Raw genomic sequence first — 21,664 nt, 5'->3', positions numbered from 1 at the left:
TTTGATTCATGAGTTTAATAGGCTGACTGTTTAAGTACCTTTAAAATGGCCTCCGCGACGCCTGATTCATCATTCTTGCCTGTTACTTCATCACACAGTTTTTTAATTTCGAGCGGGGCATTTCCCATTGCGACAGACAAACCTACCCGTTCAAACATGGATACATCATTATAATTATCCCCAATAGCCATGGTTTCCTGCATCGAGCCGGATTTTCCATTCACATATGTTTCAAGTGCCGTACCTTTTTGAGCCGTTTCACTCATGATTTCTACATTTTCACGTCCTGATGAAGTGACTGTAACTCCCTGTCCTTCCAATTTCGAAGCAATTTGATTTAATAAAGTTACATCCTTTGAGAAGCTGAGAATTTTATAATATTCCTCATTCGAACGGCTGAATAACTCGGAATAATCGGAAATGGAAGTTACCTGTCCCAGTTGTAAACGCTGCTCTGCAAATTTTCGCATACCCTCAGGGTCAATGTCGGGATTGGCTGTAACGAATACATCAACCAAAACAGATATTGCGTTTTCATAGTCTTTGGAATAAATCCCCTGACTCGTATATATTTCGAAATAAATCCCTTGTTCTTCGAGGAATCCAGCGACCATTTTAGCAGTGGCTGCTGACATTGGATTGGAAGCGGCAATCTTCCCTTCCTCCGTGAAGAGGGCAGCACCATTTACACAGATGACAGGGCAAACGATGCCTGCTTCATCTAAAGCGAACCTTGCTTCCACATAAGATCTTCCAGTAGCAATGATCACTTCCACTCCCTCGCTTTGCGCCCTCAGGATTGCTTGTTTATTTTCCTCACTGACCTTTTGCATTTTGTTTAGCAATGTTCCGTCCATATCAATCGCAATCGTCTTTATCAATTCAATCGGCCCCTTTTTTCAATATAATCCCTATTTTAACCGAAAGGGCATGGATAAACACGTTTAACAAACCCGTATATATTCTTGATGTGGCTTCAGGGGTTAAAAAGTCCTTTTATGTATATAAATAAACTGCGCCTATTTAAGGTAGGCGCAGTTTATTTTCTTAATGTAGAATCGTTTTTCTATCGGCATCTTGTGCCCGTTCAGTAATCTGTTCATTGATGTCTTTTTGAATATCATCGATGGCTGTAAAATCCATTGCTTTTACATAAATCTTTTCGAGTTCGTCATGCAGCTCTTTTGCCTTAGCCAGATTTGCTGTCGCTTCATTCATTTTCGTCCGGTACCTGGTGGAAACATCCTTTAATTGATCGGCATATATTTCATCTGTTCCTGGCAAAATGGCCGTTTTATATATATCAATGATTTCGTCCCCTCCACAACTCGGGAAATATTCATGAGGCGATGTGCTGTCAAAAATGGCGATCCCCACCTCCCGGACGATTACCATGTCCAAGCTATGCGGATCGAAGCCACAATGATATATTTCCACATCAAAGCCCCTTTGCTCCGCAGCCTTTGCAATCTTCTTCAGCATCGTTGATTTCCCGGAACCTGGACGACCCTTTAAAAAGTACCGTTTTTGTATTCCCTCAGTAATATTGGGGATGAAATCAACTGCACCCGTTGGTGTAGCTGCACCTAAGAATCGGTGACGAACATCCGACTTCTTATTAAGGACGATATCTCTATAAAAGCTTTCAATCAATTTATTGGTCAACCCATTCAATTTTGCGAAATCAATATTTGACTTGTAGATGTCTTCCCATTCATCATGTATCTTTAACGCTTCAGCGAATAGGGTATATGCTTTTTCGAAACTCTTGCTTCTCGCATTCGTCAACTTTATGATGGCCGCTCTTTCAGAAGCCAGCTGCTGGGAATCCCAGGCAGCCCCAAGATTCACATATTCCTCAATCGCCCCTGGTGCCTTCGGCTCGATCACATGCGGCGCAGTCCCATCCACGATACCGATTTTCAAAGCCGGTATGATTACTCCATCAATGGAATCATTATCGGACGAACAATGTAAATACTCGATGTCATAGTCTTTATCCAGCCATTCTTGGCCGATTTTTTTCATAATGGTCGATTTACCGGAACCAGGCCCGCCTTTTAATATGAATAATCTTTCCAGACCTTTTAAATTTGAATCATATAAACTATAAAAACCTTTAGCCGTATTGCCTCCAGCAAAATAATTCATCACTTTTCCTGTCACTTTCACACTCTCCCTCACAATAAAGATGTGATCTTCAAGACAGCGTATGAAAAAAGTGCCTAATAGGTGAATACCTAAAGATAAACAATTTATTTTATTAGGGCTGCAGATTCCGCTTGTGTGACTTCCAGGAATTCTGACGGTTTTAAAACGATCTGTGTACCGATTTTCCCTCCACTTACGATGATTTCAGTCAGGTTTGCTGCACTTTCATCGATAAAGGTCGGGTATTGTTTTTTCATTCCGATCGGGGAACAGCCTCCCCGAATGTACCCTGTGTATTTTTGCAGATCTTTAACCGCAAGCATTTCAATTTTTTTTGCACCTGCTGCCTTCGCTGCTTTTTTCAAGTCTAGTTCGGTGGCTACAGGAATGACAAATACGTAAAGCTGCTGGGGTCCATTATGGGTGACAAGCGTTTTAAAAACGGTTTCTGGCGCTTTTCCAATCTTGTCCGCAACAGTGATCCCATCAATTTTTCCATCGCGGGCATCATAACTCATCATGCCATACTCTATACGTTTGTTATCAAGAATTCGCATTGCATTCGTTTTACTGGCTCCCATAAGAAATTCCCCTTATCGTTTTATTCCATCTTACCATTTTAATTACCAGGCAAAAAGAAAAGCACAGTGCTTATGCATTTGTGCTTTTAGACTATAGACAAATTCGAGGAAAAGCCTGTTTTCCTCAGTTTTTATTAAAAAAAGTTCCAGTCGTGTTCTGAAGTCCGCTCTCTTTTCGACAAATTGAAGCACAGTGCTCATTCATCCTAAGAGTCATTCTAAATGGCGTCTTTGGAAATCCGCTATCCTCTTGTAGTCGCCTTCCAATTGCCTGCTTACGGATAAATAAATTGACATCAATTCTTCATACACTTTGACGTTCTCTTCGATCGGGACAAGTTCATTCGTTTCACCAACCATACCCTCAACCTCATCAAGGCTTTCGATTTCGCCTAAAGCATATAATCCAAGAACGGCGGCACCTAAGCTCGAACTCTCAAAGCTTTCTGGAATTGTCACGTTTTGATTGAATATATCAGCCATGATTTGGCGCCAGAGCTTCGAACGGACAAATCCGCCGCTTGCATGAATCTTCTCGGGAGCACCAGTCAATTCCTTTACGGCTATAAGGACACTGTACAAGTTATACATTACACCCTCCAGTACTGCCCGGACCATATGGTCACGAGTGTGATGAAGCGCCAGTCCAAAGAAGGAGCCCCTTGCATCGGCACTCCATAATGGTGCACGTTCCCCTGCCATATACGGATGGAATATCAACCCATCAGAACCAGGTGCAATATTAGAAGCCATATCCGTCAGAATCTCATAGGAGTCCTGTCCCGAAGCCTTCGCTTTTTCGATTTCCACACGGCCCAATTGATCGCGTGCCCATCGGAAGGTGATTCCCCCATTGTTGACCGGTCCGCCGATTACCCAATGATTCTCAGTAAGGGCATAGCAGAATGTCCGGCCTTTAGGATCGGTAAGCGGCCTGTCACTGACGGTTCTTACCGCACCGCTCGTTCCGATTGTCACTGCCAGAACGCCTGGCTTGATTGCGTTTTGACCTAAGTTGGCAAGCACGCCATCACTCGCTCCAATCACAAACGGTGTACCAGCATGAATGTTCATTTTTGAAGCTAATTCCTCACTTAAACCTGAGAGGATATGCGTTGTAGGGACAAGCATCGGCAGCTTATCAGCCCCAATTCCAGCAATGGTGAGTGCCTCTTCATCCCAATTCAGGTCATTCATGTTGAACATGCCCGTCGCAGAAGCGAGTGAATAATCCATTACATACTCATTGAAAAATTTATAGATGATGTATTCTTTAATTCCTATAAATTTGTCCGTTTCGTTAAAAATCCCTGGGTGCTCATTTTTTAACCACATTACTTTCGTGATTGGGGACATCGGGTGAACAGGCGTCCCGGTCCTGTGATACAATTGCATCCCCTGTTCCGAAGCCTTCAGTTTCCTCGCATAAGCAACACTTCGATTATCCGCCCATGTAATGCTATTCGTAAGCGGGTTGCCGTCCTTACCCATGGCGATCAAGCTATGCATCGCCGAACTGAACGATATCAATCCCAGTTCTTGCTTTTCTATTCCGCTTGCAATCATGACCTCGCCTATAGCAATGATGACCGCCTTATAAATTTCTTCGGGATCTTGTTCCGCCACGGAAGGAGTTGGACTGTGCAGAGGATATCCCCTTGAACAAGATTGGACAACTTCCCCCCCTTTTGAAAAAAGAACAACTTTCGTACTCGTCGTGCCAATATCGATCCCCATCATATAACCTGAATGTTTCATATATACATCATGCTCCTTTCTCTTAAACAATTGAATTCAATAGTAAGATTAGGATAAGTGAAACGACTGATATAATCATTTCCATAACCGTTCAAGTCTTTATCGTGTGTGCGACTGCTGACCATCCAAAATCTGCTCCATTCACATGTGATGGAGTAATGGACCAGCAATTTACTATAACACCAGGACAGCAAATTTTATCATGGCTGTAACGAGCCAGCCCAACAATATCAAAGGATGTCGCTAGACTGACTTGCAATGGCTTCATTAACCAGCTCTTCCCATACATTTTTAAATGCAACGCCCGCTCCAATAATCTAGATGATGGAGGCAGCGGACATGAATTGGTTTTGCTCCCCTTTATTTAAACCTCTAGCGCAACCTAATGTAAAGAATGAAACCATGAGGCGCAATGATTGGTTTTCCGATGAAATCAACCCATCATTCCATGTTGAATCTTCACCAAAGCTCCGATCAACATTACCAAGAGTAATACCTACCCCTGTCTGAACAGCATCTGCAACATCCCGAATATCCATACCTGTGATGATTTCTAAAGTGACGGAAGCGAGCAGTAACGCAATATATGGGTTTCTTTTTACTTTGGCATGATAAAACCGGGCAACAAGCCCACCTATCCAAATAAACCAAACATCTTATTTAAGCATTCACTCTAAATAGGAAAGGAATCCATCAAGGTAAGATTTCAATGAAAAAAGCATCGAACCCGTTCATTATGAACTAAACTCGATGCCTGATTCAGTCTTGGATCGATCAACCGCCAATAAAAAGAGGACCGGATCTTTGCTTGATTTCTTCCTCCAGTTGTTCAGGATAGGCAATGAGGAAGCAGGTGGATGGTCCTGATGATTTTCCAATATCGACTTTATTGCTTATATGCACAGAAACACCTTCACCACTTTGATCCAGATGCCCCCATTCATACGCTATCCCTTTTGAGCCGACTGGAAGTACCTGAACACCTACCATTTCACATAAGCTTTTATATAAAGATAATGGCGCGACCCATTCTTGCTGTTCCATAACTTCCTCTCCAACGAGTGGCCTGCCGATCAGAGCGATTTTCCGTAAGGGCTGTTGCTTTTTAACACGTTCATTCACTCGTTTACCAATCACCATAAGACCAAGTGCCGACTGAAGAAGCGGCATGTTACTTTCAGTGCTGCCAGTGATGGGAAGATCCTCCATTCCCAATTCATTCAGCCCCTTCCTGACACCCCTGGTCAAGTCCTCCCAGGCTTCATCACCGCAGAAATTATTTAGTACGACGGATACGGGGCTTCCGCCAACGCCCAGGCATTCCATGACGGCAACCCGAAAGGAATAATATCCAACGACCTCATAAGGGACATGGACAAGATCTTTTTCCTTCAGCCCGATCCCTCCGCTATTGTCACTTGAGACGATCAAGGAATCTGATTCGGAAAATGGCAAAATCAATGAATCACTCATTCAGCTAATCCATCTTTAAGAATGATTTTTTTCAAAACAGGTTCCAAGCGCGGCAATAAAAGGACTGCCAATACTACATTTACCGCCGTCGCCACCGTTAAGCCCGGAACCAATAACGTGTAAAAGCCAGGGCTGATCAGAAATGCGAAAGGCAGGGCCAAAACGAAGGCATTACTGATAAAGAAGAGAAAAAATGCGCCTACTTTTTTTCCGTTTATATATAAAATGCTAAACATCCATGTCAGGACAGCCATTTCGACCATGATCAAAAAATGGAATGGCCCAAGTGTCATGCCGCCGATGAACGCTGAAATGATATGACCAAGCCCAGCAACTATCCCCCCCGATACCGGGCCAAGTATGACAGCCGCCAAAAGGGCCGGAAAACTATCCAAAGCAATGCTTCCGATCGGTGAAGGGATTTTAATCATTGCCCCTACCGCCGATAAGGCGATGAATATAGCAATTGCACTAATTTTTCTTACATCCATGTTTACTCTTTTTCCTTTCTTTTCCCTCCTCGGAACACATTTGCGCTGCGGATATATTCCACATCTTTTACAGCAAGACGGAAATTGATCACACGTGCAACAGCAAAGAAGTAATCCGACAAACGATTTAAATATTGAAGTGATAATGGTGAAACGGCCGCACCCGACTTGATCAATGAAACGACCAGCCGTTCTGCCCTTCTTGTCACGGTTCGGGCAATGTGAATCGTTGCAGCCGCTTTTGAGCCGCCAGGCAGGATAAACTTTTCCAGTTCCGGCGCTTCAAGTATGAAGGCATCTATCCGTTCTTCCAAATAGGTAATGGTCTCATCCGTCAGCTTTTGCGGGGCTTTCTCAGAAACAGTTGCCAAATCTCCTCCGCAGTCAAACAACTCATGCTGGATTTTTTCTAGATCGGCCAGTACATCCGTAAATATCGCAGGATCCAATTCTGTCACCGCAAGACCGATATAGCTATTCACTTCATCTACCGTTCCATAAGATTCAACACGAATGTCATCCTTGTCAAGCCGACCTCCGATTACGCTGGTTTGTCCCTTATCCCCTGTACGTGTATAGATTTTCATCCCAATTACCTCCTCTACTTTATTCGCTGGTTAATTCCATACCAGATGATATCAACGCGCTTTGATATGGATGCTACATCTTGATAGACCCATCCGCAGGCATCGCGCCATCTGCGGTCTCTTGCTTCCATCGGGACTATTCCCTTGGAAATATCAGAACCGATCACAATGCAGCAGTGTTCATCCCTTTCATTCTCCCATATTCGCCAATCAGCCATGATTTCCTTCCATCTTCTTCGAATCGAATCTGAATCCATCTCTTCTGCATCTTGTTGAATCCATGCATCCAAACCTTGCAATACAACTGCCTTGCCTTGGAAATCAATCAATTCCGGCTGTTCTTGTCGATAACCGGATAACCAAAGGACATCATTTTCCAAACCATACAATTGCTTTACCCACTTAGTTTTGCCATTATAGGCGCCTCCTGTAACAAAGTGCAGCGTTCTCCCCTCCTTAAGCTGTTCCGGTCTTCCCATATCAGCTCATATCCCCTGCCATGGGAAATTCCCCAATCAAAAAAAGACTTTTCCTGCGGGGCATAACGGACCAATAAATCACGAATTACCCCTCCATGCGTCATTAGGGCAAATCGGTTCTCCTTACAGGCAATCAATTGTTTCCAGCCATTATTCACACGTTCGGAAAATGCAGGATAACTTTCACCCCCAGGCACCAGTGCCTCCATGGGACGTTCCAGCCAATTAAGATAATCTCCATCTGTCTTCAACTCATGATACGTCCGCCCTTCCCAACTGCCGAAGTTCATCTCACGGAACGAAGGGTTTTTGATCGGAACTGCATGTGGAAACAGCAGGCGTGCAGTTTCCACACATCGGGACAAATCACTGCTGAAAATTTTTTCATACTGTGGGTACGAGCCCCTTAAGTCCAGTATTTCCTTTTCTCCTTCGGTACTTAATGGAGAATCCGTCCATCCTAAATAGGCCTTTCGTTCATTAGCTACTGTCAGCCCATGGCGAAGTAGTGTAATAGCCACAAAATCAGCCATAACCAAAGCTCAACCCCTTCCACGGATGCCCCCAGTACATCCCCCGTTATCCCACCGAACCAACTGAGGATTTTACGTTTCATATATACCAGGAAAAACACGGCAGCCAGACACATGATGAAAAATAAGGGGACAAGCTTAAAATCGATGATCCAGGCAAACGCCAGACTTACAAGGAGGTACAGCCAATAAATGGGCAAACTGCTTTTCATCACTGCACTTTGAAAAAAAGCACCTAGCCCCTCTTTTTTAGCGAGCGGCATCCGGATGAGTAAATAACCCATCACACATTTGCTTAAGAGCGGAAGGGCAATGATCAAGAAGTATGTCCATTCATTTACCCTTTCGACAATTTCAAAGATAAATAGAAACCGGGCGGCCAATAGGACTATGACGGAGATGACACCGAATGCACCTGTCCTGGAATCCTTCATGATTTCCAATCGCCGCTCTTTATCCTGATAGGAAAAAAAAGCATCACTTGCATCGATCCAGCCATCGAGATGCAAGCCTCCCGTTAATGCCATGGTCAAAAACCAAAGGAAAAAGGCAATCGAAAGCGATGACAATGGGGTCCATTCCACAAGTGCATACAAAACGCCGCCCAATATCAAGCCTAGCAAAAGACCTACTAATGGAAAGGTTTGAATGGCACGGTGAATATACTTCTTCTCCATCGGAAGCTGCTTCTTTATTGGAAAGACCGTAAAGAACTGCAGGTTAATTAAAAATCCGATCACTCCGCTCATTCCTGCATGCCCCCTTTCTTCCGCAATGGAAGGCCCGCTTCCACTAGATAGGCTTCATCGGCCAGCCCGACGATCGTTTGATGAAGCAATCCCAGTGTTTTTCCGTATATATGAAGGAAATCATCCTGGAAAATCGGTTCCTGCACCAATTCATTGCTCACGACAATTAAACAATTGGATTGTTTTCTAACCTCATTAATTCCGGTTATTATTTTTGAAAAAACGCTATTTAAGAATTCTTCTTCAAGCGGAAGGCCAGGGCCAAATAGTTCGTTATCAAGCAGGGTTGTCAGACAATCGAGCAGAATTATGGAATCCTGATCAATATCCGCCCCTATTCTTGTAATATCCGTTGCGTATTCGGAGGTCTTCCACGCAACCGGGCTGCTTTCTCTATCTTTTCGGTGCCTAAGGATGCGTTCACCCATCTCAGCGTCACTGACTCGGCCACAGGCGAGGTAATGCAAGTTCCCATCCATCTGGAGTGCATACTCCAGGGCTTTTCTTTCCGCGAAGCTGCTTTTTCCAGAACGGACACCCCCGCTTATAAAACAGAGCCTTGCTTTCTCCACTGTCTTACCCCCTCCATCAGTGCTTCGTTTTCATGTTCACTCTTCACTGCAAACCGAAGCCACCTTCCATCCAAACCCGGAAAATTATAGGTATGGCGCGGTACGATTCCTTTTTTCAGCAAAAAGGGGAAAAGGGATAAAGATTCATCTTTCACCAAATAAAAATTAACTGTGCTATCGGAGACATCCAACCCCTGCTCCTCATAAAACCGGAATAGTTTTTGCTTTTGCCATGCAATATAGTCTCTTGTTTTTTTCATATAGGCTTCTTCTGCAAGACAGATTTTCCCTACTTCAAGTGCCACATGGTTGACGCTCCAATGCGGTTTATAATTTCTTACCCGTTTTATGATGTCAGGTGACGCAAGCAAATAGCCTAGTCTCAAACCGGGGATCGCAAAGATTTTAGTCATTGATCTTAGTATGAGTAAATGTGGAAATGCATTGATTAAAGAAGCATAACTAAAGGCATCCTCCGTGAAATCATAAAAAGCCTCATCCAGGACAACCAGGCAATCCGCTTTTTGGCATTCAATGATCAATTCCCTAACTGTATCCCGCTTAAATGAAACTCCCGTCGGATTATTAGGCGTACATAAGAAAATGGCATCATATTCGGGTAATCGCGGAATCAATCGTTCCAGGTCCAATTGCCACGCAGGAGCATCAAGCTGGTGAAAATCGACCTTACATCCTGCTGCCAAACAAGCTTCAGCATATTCCGCAAATGCCGGCTGTATGATCAGCACCCTTTGATTGGCTAATCCGTTCGCTACCAGCATGATGATTTCAGCACCACCGTTCCCCATCAAAATGGATTGCTCAGAAAGTGCTTCTTTTTTTGCAATTGATTTTGTCAGTTCAATGGCATGCGGATCTGGATATCGAAGGATTCCTTCGAAAAACCCAGACCACTGTTGCTTTATGCGTAAAGGCGGACCCAATGGGTTGATGTTAGCACTGAAGTCGAGAACCGATTCAGGCATTTCGATTGCCAGCGCTTCATAAAGATAATGAGGATTAGAGCCATGAGAAGGTAACGTCAAGAATAATTCCCCCTAACCATAGCATCAGCAGAAATAGAAAAGATGACCGATGCATGATGGTAATCGTTTGTGGTATATGTTTTGCTTCCAATCGAACAAGCGGAACTCCCATCCTCGCACGGTCGGAAACAATTCCTTTGTACATATTCCGGCCACCAAGCTGTATTCCCAAAATGGCAGCAACGCCTGCTTCACACCACCCGCTATTCGGGCTTGGATGTTTTTTTGCATCATTGAATAATATCTTCCATCTGGCGCCGAATCCATGATAGCCGGATTTCGAGCTCAGCAACATCAGGAATCCGGTGAGGCGGCTGGGAATCCAGTTGACGATATCATCGAGCTTGGCTGAAGCCCATCCGAATTGCCCATATTTATCATTCTTGTACCCTACCATGGAATCGCAGGTATTAATCGCCCTGTACACCATCGCGAGCGGCGCACCGCCGATAGCTGCCCAAAATAATGGCGCTGTAATCCCATCACTGGTATTTTCCGCTACGGTTTCCACGGTGCCCCTGACGATTTCTGGCTCATCAAGATCAGCCGTATCACGGCCGACGATATAGGAAAGCTTTACCCTCGCCTCAGGGAAATCCCGTTCATTAAGCGGAAGGCAAACATCCATCCCAGCTTGCTTCAAGCCCTTCTGAGCTATCGTTGTGGAAATGACAACAGCTTCCCAAAAGATACCTGCAAGCGGATGGATTAGATAAGCCAAATAAACGGTAAGAACTGTAATCAATAACACCGCCGATAGGACGATGATCAACATGAAGAGCCCTTTCCGTTTCTTATATGCCCCTTTATTGAATGCCAGGTCCAACTTGCTAATCATCGTTCCTATCCATTTGACTGGATGCGGCCAACTTGGCGGATCTCCAATTAATAAATCAAGGAAGAACGCCAGCGTAACCGCAAAAAGATGATGATAAATCATAATTCCTCAATCCGTTTCCGATTATTCGTCAATGCTTCCACTGTACAATCATATACACCGCGACTGATCAGCTTCCCTAACGGAGTGATGGTGCCTGCATATTGAAGCTTTGCCCCTCTTTGAGTTGCCGCAATCAAAATGCTGTCTGTCGATGTTCCAGTTGCACAAGTATTTGTCACCTTATCCATGACATGCAAATCATGAAGCGCTTTTACTTTTGCCTCGGTCGCAGTCACTATACTGTGGATATATGCCTCTTCTGCCAAATGCCCATTTACGAATATCCATGTATTTATCGTTCCTGGAGCGGAACTCCAAGAATGCCGGTCAGCTAATGAAGCGTCGATGGCATTCCCTACACCGGCCGTCACAATGATAAAAACCGAGAAATCTTCAGCTCTTAATAGCTTGCTTGCGACCGTATCGAGAAAGACAGCTGTCATCATCCCTACCGTTTCCTGAGGCTCAAAACCATGAGTTGTTAAATAGTCGGCCATTTCAACATGGTGATCCTCGCAATCATAACCATGATGGACGTGCCTATTCACAAAATACTTATGCCAGCCCGTCCCCGAACCGGTCACTCCAGAAGACATCGTTCTAAGCGGGATCGGAGACTTCAATTGAATCATCTCAAATCCGACTGTCAAAAAAGAATCATCAATTTCCAACGGGATAGTATCCTGGCCATGCTTTTCCGGAACGATGAACATTTGCGGTTTCGGAAGGGCGGGATGTGGATGTTTTTCGATCGTCGTATGATATACACCCTGAATCCGCTCCTGTTGAAGCACTTCATTCGGCACATCAACAACCTGAATCTGCCCTTTCTCAAGCAGCATAAGCCGATCACAATATAATCCAGCCAAATTCAAATCATGAAAAATTGAAATAACGGTCAACTTCTGCTCTTTTGCCATTTTCCTCATTAGATCAAGAAGATCTTTTTGATAGGAAAGATCCAAATGGTTCGTAGGTTCATCCAAAAAAAGGATTTCCGGCTCTTGGGCAAGGGCCTGTGCCAGCAGGACCCTCTGTCTTTCCCCTCCTGATAATCGATCAAAATGAAGATCCTGAAAATCAGCTACTCCCGTTTGTTCCATCACCCGCTGGACAATCGATTCATCTTCTGCGGACCAACTATGGAACCAACCTGATTGATGGGCATATCGCCCAAGTGAGACCGTCTCTTTTACTGTATAGGAGAAAGCTAATGAGGAATGTTGAGGGAGCACGGCAATGACCTGTGCAAGTTGTTTTGACGAATAATCTTTCAAATCCCTGCCGCTTATCCGTACGCTTCCGCCTTTATAATCGAGCACCCCGCTAAGCATACTTAAAAGCGTCGTTTTCCCGCTGCCATTAGGACCAAGAATCCCGAATAATTCCCCCTTATGTACATCAAAAGAGACAGAGTCCAATACAGCTTTGTTGTGATACCCACCTGTTAACCCTTTTACTTCAAGCATCCGTTTTACCCTTCTCTCCGTCTCTTTAATAAAATCAGCGCAAATGCAGGTGCCCCGATAAGTGAGGTGATCACCCCGATCGGCAGTTCCGATGGGGCAATGATCGTTCGTGCTACAAAATCGGCCAATATCAAGAATCCGCCTCCTATCAACAATGACAACGGAAGCAAATGTTTATGGTCAGGCCCCCAAATCTTACGGACAAAATGAGGAATGACCAATCCTACAAAACCAATCGCCCCTGAAACGGCAACGGCTGCCCCTGTCAATGTCGAACCGGCTATCAAGATCCACATTTTCCGCCGCTTGACATTCACACCTAAATGTTTTGCCCGGTCTTCCCCGAAAGTCATCGCATTCAATTCTTTTGTATTCATGATCAAGGTCAACGAACCTATGATAAAAAACGGCATAATGATTACGATATAATTCCAGCCGCGCATTGAAACGCTTCCCATCAGCCAGCCGATGATTTGTCTTAATTCATCACCTGTCAGCGCAATCATCAATGAAATGAAGGCACTTAAAAACGAGCTGAAAATGATTCCCGTTAAAATGATCGTTTCCACTTTCATCGATCGATCCATTTTTTTTGCAAAAGTCAGTACGCAGAGCATCGTGAGCACTGAACATAAGATACTCAATGCCGGAAGGGTATATAAACCGATGAATGGCAGTGATATATTCAAGAATATTGTCAAAACGGCCCCGACCGATGCTCCTGATGAAATACCTAATGTGTAAGGATCAGCGAGCGGGTTCCGGAGCAGTCCCTGAAAAGCCGCACCCGCAATCGCAAGTGATGCCCCAACCAAACCAGCGAGCAGCACCCGCGGCAAGCGGATGTTCATCACGATATTCGTTAGCATCACATCCGGATCGGCAGAAATCGGCAAGTGGAAAATCTCCTTGCCGATTATTTGTATAAGTACGGGAATCGGAACTGGCACCGAACCAAAGGAAATGCCTATCGTCATTGCGAATAACAAAATCAACAACGCAATCAAATAAGCAAACGCCCATTTAGTTGTCAAATTGGTTCGGATAGACTGCTTTGGCAAGTTCCTCTACTCCTTCTATTAAGCGTGGACCGGAACGGGTCACCAAGTCAGAATGGACATCAAAGACTTGGCCATTCTTAACAGCATTTACGTCTTGCCATCCTTTTCGGGCCGTCACTTCACTTACTGCATCTTTCGTATAATAACCATACGTTGTAATGATGACATCAGGATTTGCAGCAATCATCGACTCTTCATCAATTTTTGCCCAACCGTCCAATTCAGCAGCCGCATTATCCGCTGAAATAATCTGAAGCATCTCATTCATGAACGTATTTTTTCCAGGTGTGTATATTTCCGGTGAAGGCGAAACTTCCACTAAAACGGTCTTCCTATCCTCTTTCTTTACGGATTTGGCTTTTTCCTGGATATCCTTGAGCTTCGTTTTCATATCCGCAACGATTTCGTTTGCCTTATCATGTTCTCCCGTTGCCTTTCCAATCATATCAATAGATTCATAGACTTGGTCAAAGCTTTGTGCATCATTGACTACGAGCACATCTATTCCAGCATCCTTAAGCTGCTGCAAACCCTCATTTGAATTATGGGCACTTGATGCATGCGCAAGAACAAGGTCAGGCTTCATGGAGACAATCAGCTCCGTGTTCATTTCCATTCCGCCAACTTTTTCAATTTCTTTCGTCTCTTCCGGGTAATTATCATTGTCGGAAACACCAACGACCTTTTTACCCAAACCAAGTGCAAAGACCACTTCCGTATTGCTTGGTATCAACGAAACGATTTTCTTCGGTTCTTTTTCTATCGTAACTTTTTCCCCGCTTGCATCTTTAATCGTAATCGGGAAAGCTTCGTGTTGAGCATGATTCGTTTGCTCCTTTTCTTTTCCTTCATCAGCAGCACCACCGCAGCCTACCATCATGCCTGCAGTAAGCAACATCAACAATATCAGACCAAAAATCTTCTTCATTTTCATTCCCCACAATCTTTTTATTTAATTTCTTCATACCTAACAGAGAAAACCAATACCGGAAGATACCCCTAAAACAAAAAGCATCTCCCGTTAAACGGAAGATGCTTGCATGGCAACAATATCAATACGGACTCTTTCTTAGGGTCTGCCACACACCTTCCCATCCGCGTAGGTTACAGGTGTACGAATTCTGGCAGGTCTCCTGGCTCATGGTCATCGTCAACGGCACCTTCCCATATCTCATACAGTGGTACACAGCCGTCAGCTCCCATATACAGTGGCGGGACCGCGTTGGCATTTCACCAACTTCCCTTTTAAGTCATTAAGACACCAAATCGTTCATATGTATATAATTTTCACTGCCTTCATTATACACCATGTAAGAATCGATTATTATATGATTTTTCTGAACAAGTGCGAAATGACCCTTCCACCTTCAATGCTTTGAAGCATTTTCAATCAGCGACGCAAACCCATTGATCGATAACCCTGGTGAAATCCGAACTCGATGCAGAGCATGCATCCCTTGGTCGCTTGAAGCTCCCCCAGGTTCGGTAGTGACTGCCATCTTATATCCAGCTTCTTCTGACAACCTGAGACTCTCTTCGTTATACCGGCCAACCGGATAGGAAAGCACTGTCGTGTCCTGGTCGAGGATATGGTCGAACAGCACCTTCGACTGAACCATTTCGGCTTCTTGCTGCTCTGCGGTCATGCGGTTCAGCTCCAAATGGCTGATGGTATGGCTTTCAATTGAAATCCCATCCCTGCTCATCTCCAACATTTGATTTTCAGTCAGGTGATGACCTTTATCAATGGACTTCCCGATCATGAAGACAGTTGCTTTCATATCATGTTCTTTTAATATCGGGAAGGCCTCCGTGTAGTTATCAGTATAGCCATCATCAAAAGTAATCCAGACGCACTTCTCACTTGGCATCCGATTCTCGGTTAACACGAGGAATGCTTCTTCAGGGGATAATGTATAGTAACCATTCTCCCGAAGCCAAGCCATCTGTGATCGGAATTCCTCCCTTGGAACCCGAAGGCCATTCCCTTCAGAAATGCTGTGATACATCAATATCGGAAGCTGGACCGGGGACTCGGCCTTCATCCAGCCTCCCGTATCGATTTGCCCCTCCGAATCCTGCCCGGTCCCATTCTCAGCCGCTTCGGCCACTTCAATGTCATCTTCCGTAATCGGTGCAGCCGTCTTTGTGGCTATCCCCTCTAAAATCCCTTGTGAGCATCCAGGTAAAATCAAAACCCCCAGCAATGCCGCCATCCTTAAAACTCTATATTTTTTCACTATCATTCTCCTGATTTTTTTATAGTATAATAGTACCAGGAAACCAGTGAACAATAAAGTATTCCATTTAATGAAAAAAGGGGAAAAACGAAAGCTTAGCGACACGCTAAACATTCATGAGGATTTTTTTTCATAAGTATGTGCTATTAGCTTGAAAAGTTTGCCTATAAGAAATATAATAAATAAGTCGTCGACTTTAATATATGTCCCAGTAGCTCAGCAGGATAGAGCGACAGCCTCCTAAGCTGTAGGTCGTAGGTTCGATTCCTATCTGGGACGCTAAAGTTTATAAGCCCTGTTATAATGCGGTTTCTCCGTGTTGTAGCAGGGTTTTTTTCTGTTGGTATGACCGTAAAAGCCGGAAATTGCATGTAGGATAAAAGCATTTCTGTACGTAGGAAACAGTGATATTCCATATCACTATTATTTTTCTATGTTTGGAGGTGCTTTTTTTCATGAAAAAACACGTTATTAAACAGCGTGGAACAGCGTTAAAGGAACGGAAATTGACCAGTAAGACTACGGAAAGTTTCACGATTGAATACACACTGCATGAAGCCTTAGATATTTTTCTACGTGCAAAAGTTGCTGAAGGTGTCCGACAGCGAACATTAGGCGAATATGTGTGAAGTGAAAAGGATATTTTCGAAAATTCTTGTTGGACTATAGTAAAAGGGGTTTATCAGTGATACAGACTGATAAACCCCTAAATTCATTTTATTGAAAATTAATCACTTCTATTTCTTTAATGTTAAAGAGCGTTTCCACGAACCATTCCATTTAAATCCAATAGGGTGTCCTGCAATTATAACACCTAGCACATAAACCCCATCAACAGTTATGTTAGCAGTATCTTTTGTACTGTTCTTTTTACTGAAGGATGCCTTCCCGCCTTTATGTAACCAGTCAACTTCCAAATTAATTCCAGTTAAGTAAGAATCGTAATTAGAAACCGATACAAACTGAGGTTTTTTATTAACCAATTTATATTTGTATTTTATTCGATTATTCTTGTATGAACCTAGTATGATTTTCCCATTTTGAACCACTCTTTGTAGTAGCAAAAGTTTGCATTCCACCGGAGTTTTCTTCATCTTCAGAAACTGAAATTTCTTCATTTTTTAAAATATATGTTTTAACCTGTCCCATCCGGGTATACAAATACTGTAAGACATTCTCACCAAAGGAGATGATAGTGCATGATGAGTACAATCAGAAGCCAATGGAACAAAGAGAATGACGCAGCGGTGTTTAGTCCCGGTGATCAGCGTTAGAGTCAATTGAAGAGTTGGATGATAATCAAACATGGGAATTACTAGTCTTCTCATCCAAAGGAGGAAGATACGATCATGAGTATTTACAGCCTATGGAATCCAGAGAATGATGAAGCAATTTTCAGTCCAGGTGATCAGAAGCCATTCAGTACGCTCATACGAGTAGATTCGGATAAACACACACACACTGACAAAACACTTGAATATGAATTACATGGCACCGTACTGAATGAAATTTAGTCGAAGCAGGAATATACCGAAAAAGGATGGAGCGATGCTCCATCCTTTTCCTTTTATTTATCGAATTTCAGTTTCGCCAAGGCATCTGCCAATGCAGTATTGATCGGCTCTTCTTTATTTTGCTTTTTCATATAATTGGATACTTCATTTTTGGATACTTTTTGATTTTTATTTTGCCCTCTTCGTTTATTGTAAGAAGATAGTTTTTCGTGAAAACCGCATTTACAGGTGAATGTCTGTGCTTCTCCTTGACCGCGCATTTCCATCTTTTTATGGCATTGCGGGCATCTGGCATTTGTTACACGTGAAACACTTTTTTTGTGGCCGCAATCACGATCTTGACAGACAAGCATTTTTCCCTTTTTACCATTCACTTCCAGCATCAGCTTACCGCAATCAGGACATTTCGTTCCTGACACGTTATCATGCTTGAATTTTTGATCACTATTTTTGATTTCATGGACGATATTTTTGGCGTAGGCGCGCATATCACCGATGAAAGCCTGTTTTGGCAGCTTTCCTTTTGCTATCGCAGTTAACTTTTGCTCCCATTGAGCTGTCAAAGCTGGAGAACGCAAGTCTTCAGGTGCCAATTGAAGAAGTTGTTTTCCTTTTGAGGTGACATGAAGGCCCTTTCCTCTCTTCTCGATCAGGAAGCTATTGAACAGTTTTTCAATGACATCCGCACGTGTTGCAACAGTTCCAATCCCGCCAGTTTCACCAAGTGTCTTGATCAGCTCTTTGCTTTCCCCTGCCATGAAACGAGCGGGATTTTCCATTGCCGAAAGAAGCGACCCCTCATTGAATGGTTCCGGCGGTTTCGTTTCACCCTCTGTTTGTTTCACAGTCGAAATGGTTAAACTGTCACCTTTTTGAACGTTCGGAAGCAGTTGCTCCGCAAGGCCATCTTTAGCTTCTTCCTCATCGAATTGATGATCATAAACTTCCTTCCAACCTGACTTCAGGATGACCTTCCCTTTTGCCATGAACATCTCCTGCCCCATTTTTGCGGTGATGGTCGTTTGTTCATATTCAAAAGGCGGCATCAATACAGCAAGGAACCTTTTAACGACCAAATCGTAGATTTTCGATTCTTTGTCGCTCAGTTTTCCCGGCAGCGGCGTTTGCTCAGTGGGGATGATTGCATGGTGATCAGAAACCTTGCTATCGTCCACGAACGATTTATTTGTTTTAATCGGGCTGCGCAGGATCCTTGATGCATACTGGGCATATGGTTTAATGCTTACAGCCTGTAATCTTTCTTTTAGCGTATCAACCAAATCCGTTGATAAAAAGCGTGAATCCGTCCTTGGATAAGTCAAGACCTTATGGCTTTCATATAAGCGCTGCATGATCGATAACGTCTCCTTCGCAGAATAGCCGAATTTCTTATTGGCGTCCCGTTGAAGTTCTGTTAAATCATATAAAGAAGGGGAAAAACTTTTCTTATGTGCCTTGTTCACTTCAACCACTTCTGCACTTTTCCCCTTAACTGCTGCAAGAACCTTTTCTGCCTTGTTTTTATCAAATGTGCGGATATCTTTTGATTGGGCATCTTGCCAGACGAGGCGCAAATTGGGTTCTGCAATTGCCGAAACGCCATAATATTTCTTAGGCCGGAACTGTTTTATTTCCTCTTCTTTTTTTGCAATCATCGCAAGTGTCGGCGTTTGGACCCTCCCGCAGGATAATTGGGCATTATGCTTGGTCGTTAGGGCACGCGTCGCGTTCATCCCAACGATCCAGTCCGCTTCCGCCCTTGCTACAGCAGAGGCAAATAGATTTTCATACTCCTTGCCATCTTTCAGATTTTTAAATCCATCTTTAATCGCTTTATCCGTTACAGAGGAAATCCAAAGCCGCTTGACCGGCTTCTTCACATTCGCTTTTTCGAGAATCCAGCGTGCAACAAGTTCCCCTTCACGGCCTGCATCCGTTGCAATGATGACATCCTTGACATCATTGCGATTCAATTGTGTTTTAACTGATTGAAACTGTTTGCCTGATTGCTTGATCACGACCAATTTCAAAGTAGGCGGCAACATGGGCAGGTCCTCAAGGCGCCACGTTTTATATTTTTCATCATAAGATTCCGGATCTGCATGGGTAACCAAATGACCCAGTGCCCAAGTGACGATATACTGATCGCCTTCAAAAAAGCCATTCCCCTTTTTCCCGCAATTCAACACTTTTGCTATATCTCTGCCGACCGAAGGTTTCTCGGCCAGTACGACTGTTTTACTCATATTAACATCCTTTCGCTTTTAAACTGGTTCCTCTATTATCTCATATAATTTATGACAGGGCGATAATGCACCATGGCATTGGACCGGTTGGTTCACTTTAAGGATTCCCCGTACCCACATATATGTAAATTAATAGATTAGATAGCATTCCCGTGCAGATTTTAGTATGATGAAACGTAGGGATTTTTTCAAATTAATTGGGAGGTTCAATATAAATGAGCTTACTTTCTATAGATAAATTAGCACACAGCTTTGGTGACCGTACCTTATTCAAGGATGTTTCCTTCCGCCTGATGGCTGGCGAACATGTTGGTCTGGTCGGGGCAAATGGTGTCGGGAAATCAACGATGATGAATATCATTACAGGGCAACTTATCCATGATGATGGCCGGGTCGAATGGACACCTGGTGTCGAATATGGCTATCTTGATCAACATACGATACTTTCAAAAGGTAAATCGATTCGCGACGTCTTACGGGATGCCTACTTGCCTTTATTCGAGCAGGAAAAAGCACTGAATGAAGTTACAGAGAAAATGGGTACTGCCACTCCGGAGGAACTTGAAGAACTCTTGGAACAAATGGGTGAAATCCAGGACAAGCTGGAAGCCGGCGGTTTTTACAATCTGGATATTAAAATTGAAGAAGCGGCCCGCGGTTTAGGGTTGGATGCAATCGGCTTGGACCGTGATGTCTCTGCCCTGAGCGGCGGACAGCGGACAAAGGTTTTATTAGCCAAGCTACTATTGGAACAGCCTGAAGTACTGCTCCTTGATGAACCGACGAACTACTTGGATGTGGAGCATATCCGCTGGCTGAGCAGCTACTTAAAAGAATATCCTAATGCATTCTTACTAATTTCGCATGACACTGAGTTCATGAACGGCGTCGTCGACGTCATCTTCCATCTTGAATTTTCTAAACTGACCCGTTACACGGCAACTTATGAAAAATTCCTTGAGCTGGCTGAATTGAATAAAAACCAACATATTAACGCCTATGAAAAACAGCGTGAATTCATTAAAAAGCAGGAAGATTTCATTGCAAAGAATAAAGCACGCTATTCAACGACCGGACGGGCAAAGAGCCGTCAAAAGCAATTGAATCGCATGGAACGCATCGATCGTCCTGAAACTGCAATGAAACCTACCTTTGACTTTAAAGAGTCACGTGCGAGCAGCCGTTATGTCTTTGAAGGTGAAGATCTGGAAATCGGATATGACCGCCCATTGCTTCCGAAGTTGTCCATGACCATCGAGCGGGGAGAAAAAATTGCCGTGGTCGGCTGTAACGGAGTTGGTAAATCCACTCTATTAAAAACGATTTTGGGTAAAATCGATCCTCTAGGCGGTAAAAGATCACTTGGCGATTTCCTTTTTTCTTCTTATTTTGAACAAGAAGTGAAAGCAGGCGATACGACGCCGATCGATGAAGTATGGAATGCATTTCCGCATCTGGATCAACCGCAGGTACGTGCGATTCTTGCCCGTGTCGGTTTGAAAAACGAGCACATTACACGTCCGATGAGCCATTTAAGCGGTGGGGAACAAGCAAAAGTGCGCCTTTGTAAACTCATGCTTACCGAAAGCAATTGGCTGTTATTCGATGAACCGACAAACCATTTGGATGTCGTTGCAAAAGAAGAACTGAAACGTGCATTGAAAGAGTATAAAGGAACGATTGTCCTTGTATGCCATGAACCTGATTTCTATGAAGATTGGGTAACCAAAGTATGGGATGTAGAGGAATGGTCGGCCCAAAACTAATTTTTTTC

24 protein-coding genes, 1 tRNA gene and 1 riboswitch are annotated in these 21,664 nt (G+C 43.7%); of the genes, 4 read left to right on the top strand and 21 right to left on the bottom strand.

The genetic code is table 11. The annotated features are described in order from the left end of the window. Positions 1–14: 14 nt before the first annotated feature. The 19 genes from ACFX4H_RS19795 to ACFX4H_RS19705 form a co-directional block, all read right to left on the bottom strand. Entirely contained in the window at positions 15–881 is an 867-nt protein-coding gene (locus ACFX4H_RS19795) for a Cof-type HAD-IIB family hydrolase (protein WP_377436073.1), read from the bottom strand. Positions 882–1,047: 166 nt separating this feature from the next. Further along, complete coding sequence (locus tag ACFX4H_RS19790) at positions 1,048–2,166, bottom strand: PRK06851 family protein (protein WP_057278215.1); 1,119 nt, start codon at positions 2,164–2,166, stop codon at positions 1,048–1,050. Positions 2,167–2,255: 89 nt separating this feature from the next. Next, positions 2,256–2,732 (bottom strand): Cys-tRNA(Pro) deacylase, encoded by a 477-nt coding sequence (gene ybaK / locus ACFX4H_RS19785; protein ID WP_034315977.1) that lies wholly within the window; start codon positions 2,730–2,732, stop codon positions 2,256–2,258. 213 nt (positions 2,733–2,945) lie between these two features. After that, a complete protein-coding gene (gene gntK / locus ACFX4H_RS19780; RefSeq protein ID WP_057278217.1) occupies positions 2,946–4,490 on the bottom strand; it encodes a gluconokinase in 1,545 nt (514 codons plus the stop codon). A 91-nt stretch (positions 4,491–4,581) separates the two neighbouring features. Beyond that, the gene (locus tag ACFX4H_RS19775; RefSeq protein ID WP_249598077.1) at positions 4,582–4,758 is read right to left on the bottom strand and encodes a hypothetical protein; all 177 of its coding nucleotides are present in this window, start codon (positions 4,756–4,758) and stop codon (positions 4,582–4,584) included. A gap of 49 nt (positions 4,759–4,807) precedes the next feature. Further along, complete coding sequence (locus ACFX4H_RS19770; protein ID WP_377436117.1) at positions 4,808–5,128, bottom strand: GntT/GntP/DsdX family permease; 321 nt, start codon at positions 5,126–5,128, stop codon at positions 4,808–4,810. Positions 5,129–5,264: 136 nt separating this feature from the next. Further along, the gene (locus tag ACFX4H_RS19765) at positions 5,265–5,963 is read right to left on the bottom strand and encodes an ATP-binding protein (protein WP_283866850.1); all 699 of its coding nucleotides are present in this window, start codon (positions 5,961–5,963) and stop codon (positions 5,265–5,267) included. Next, the gene (locus ACFX4H_RS19760; RefSeq protein ID WP_377436072.1) at positions 5,960–6,454 is read right to left on the bottom strand and encodes an ECF transporter S component; all 495 of its coding nucleotides are present in this window, start codon (positions 6,452–6,454) and stop codon (positions 5,960–5,962) included. Before ACFX4H_RS19760 ends, ACFX4H_RS19765 begins: the two co-directional genes overlap by 4 nt. A 2-nt stretch (positions 6,455–6,456) precedes the next feature. Next, a complete protein-coding gene (locus tag ACFX4H_RS19755; protein ID WP_034315987.1) occupies positions 6,457–7,041 on the bottom strand; it encodes a cob(I)yrinic acid a,c-diamide adenosyltransferase in 585 nt (194 codons plus the stop codon). A gap of 14 nt (positions 7,042–7,055) precedes the next feature. Beyond that, positions 7,056–7,430, bottom strand: coding sequence for a bifunctional adenosylcobinamide kinase/adenosylcobinamide-phosphate guanylyltransferase (locus ACFX4H_RS19750; RefSeq protein ID WP_244889616.1), 375 nt, complete (start codon positions 7,428–7,430; stop codon positions 7,056–7,058). 5 nt (positions 7,431–7,435) lie between these two features. Then, on the bottom strand, positions 7,436–8,053 hold the full coding sequence (locus ACFX4H_RS19745; RefSeq protein ID WP_249598080.1) for a histidine phosphatase family protein: 618 nt from the start codon (positions 8,051–8,053) through the stop codon (positions 7,436–7,438). Next, on the bottom strand, positions 8,011–8,802 hold the full coding sequence (gene cobS / locus ACFX4H_RS19740) for an adenosylcobinamide-GDP ribazoletransferase (protein WP_034315992.1): 792 nt from the start codon (positions 8,800–8,802) through the stop codon (positions 8,011–8,013). The genes ACFX4H_RS19745 and cobS overlap by 43 nt, the downstream gene beginning before the upstream one ends. Next, positions 8,799–9,374 carry a bifunctional adenosylcobinamide kinase/adenosylcobinamide-phosphate guanylyltransferase gene (locus tag ACFX4H_RS19735; protein WP_063589638.1) on the bottom strand — a complete coding sequence of 192 codons (576 nt, stop codon included), beginning with the start codon at positions 9,372–9,374 and terminating at the stop codon, positions 8,799–8,801. Before ACFX4H_RS19735 ends, cobS begins: the two co-directional genes overlap by 4 nt. After that, positions 9,347–10,420, bottom strand: a complete 1,074-nt coding sequence (cobD, locus tag ACFX4H_RS19730) for a threonine-phosphate decarboxylase CobD (RefSeq protein WP_377436071.1) — start codon at positions 10,418–10,420, stop codon at positions 9,347–9,349. Before cobD ends, ACFX4H_RS19735 begins: the two co-directional genes overlap by 28 nt. Continuing rightward, on the bottom strand, positions 10,395–11,360 hold the full coding sequence (gene cbiB / locus ACFX4H_RS19725) for an adenosylcobinamide-phosphate synthase CbiB (protein WP_034315999.1): 966 nt from the start codon (positions 11,358–11,360) through the stop codon (positions 10,395–10,397). The genes cobD and cbiB overlap by 26 nt, the downstream gene beginning before the upstream one ends. Then, entirely contained in the window at positions 11,357–12,829 is a 1,473-nt protein-coding gene (locus ACFX4H_RS19720) for a heme ABC transporter ATP-binding protein (RefSeq protein ID WP_034316002.1), read from the bottom strand. Before ACFX4H_RS19720 ends, cbiB begins: the two co-directional genes overlap by 4 nt. Positions 12,830–12,834: 5 nt before the next feature. Next, entirely contained in the window at positions 12,835–13,890 is a 1,056-nt protein-coding gene (locus tag ACFX4H_RS19715) for a FecCD family ABC transporter permease (RefSeq protein ID WP_063589636.1), read from the bottom strand. Next, entirely contained in the window at positions 13,853–14,818 is a 966-nt protein-coding gene (locus ACFX4H_RS19710; RefSeq protein WP_377436070.1) for an ABC transporter substrate-binding protein, read from the bottom strand. Before ACFX4H_RS19710 ends, ACFX4H_RS19715 begins: the two co-directional genes overlap by 38 nt. 178 nt (positions 14,819–14,996) lie before the next feature. Continuing rightward, positions 14,997–15,171, bottom strand: a riboswitch (cobalamin riboswitch). Positions 15,172–15,257: 86 nt separating this feature from the next. Next, positions 15,258–16,106 (bottom strand): polysaccharide deacetylase family protein, encoded by an 849-nt coding sequence (locus tag ACFX4H_RS19705; protein ID WP_377436116.1) that lies wholly within the window; start codon positions 16,104–16,106, stop codon positions 15,258–15,260. Positions 16,107–16,335: 229 nt separating this feature from the next. Here ACFX4H_RS19705 and ACFX4H_RS19700 point away from each other — a divergent pair. Both ACFX4H_RS19700 and ACFX4H_RS19695 read left to right on the top strand, forming a co-directional pair. Beyond that, a tRNA-Arg gene (locus ACFX4H_RS19700) sits at positions 16,336–16,409 on the top strand. Between the two features lie 176 nt (positions 16,410–16,585). Further along, positions 16,586–16,759, top strand: a complete 174-nt coding sequence (locus ACFX4H_RS19695) for a hypothetical protein (protein ID WP_162604434.1) — start codon at positions 16,586–16,588, stop codon at positions 16,757–16,759. 108 nt (positions 16,760–16,867) lie between these two features. On the opposite strand, the gene ACFX4H_RS19690 is transcribed toward ACFX4H_RS19695, so the two are convergent. Then, on the bottom strand, positions 16,868–17,209 hold the full coding sequence (locus ACFX4H_RS19690) for a hypothetical protein (protein ID WP_377436069.1): 342 nt from the start codon (positions 17,207–17,209) through the stop codon (positions 16,868–16,870). Positions 17,210–17,479: 270 nt separating this feature from the next. On the opposite strand from ACFX4H_RS19690, the gene ACFX4H_RS19685 reads away from it, so the two are divergent. After that, positions 17,480–17,644 carry a hypothetical protein gene (locus ACFX4H_RS19685; RefSeq protein WP_156404392.1) on the top strand — a complete coding sequence of 55 codons (165 nt, stop codon included), beginning with the start codon at positions 17,480–17,482 and terminating at the stop codon, positions 17,642–17,644. A 53-nt stretch (positions 17,645–17,697) separates the two neighbouring features. Here the strand turns inward: ACFX4H_RS19685 and ACFX4H_RS19680 are convergent, their stop codons facing one another. Continuing rightward, positions 17,698–19,890: a DNA topoisomerase III gene (locus ACFX4H_RS19680; protein ID WP_377436068.1), complete on the bottom strand. Its 2,193-nt coding sequence runs from the start codon at positions 19,888–19,890 to the stop codon at positions 17,698–17,700. A gap of 215 nt (positions 19,891–20,105) precedes the next feature. Between ACFX4H_RS19680 and ACFX4H_RS19675 the strand changes: the two genes are divergently transcribed. Next, a complete protein-coding gene (locus tag ACFX4H_RS19675) occupies positions 20,106–21,656 on the top strand; it encodes an ABC-F family ATP-binding cassette domain-containing protein (protein WP_034316019.1) in 1,551 nt (516 codons plus the stop codon). Positions 21,657–21,664 lie beyond the last annotated feature (8 nt).

The organism is Peribacillus sp. YIM B13477 (genome assembly GCF_042787955.1).
Classification (GTDB): Bacteria; Bacillota; Bacilli; order Bacillales; family DSM-1321; genus Peribacillus; species Peribacillus frigoritolerans.
Note: the sequence above shows the minus strand (reverse complement) of the source record. Positions and strands in the feature narration are given on the sequence as shown.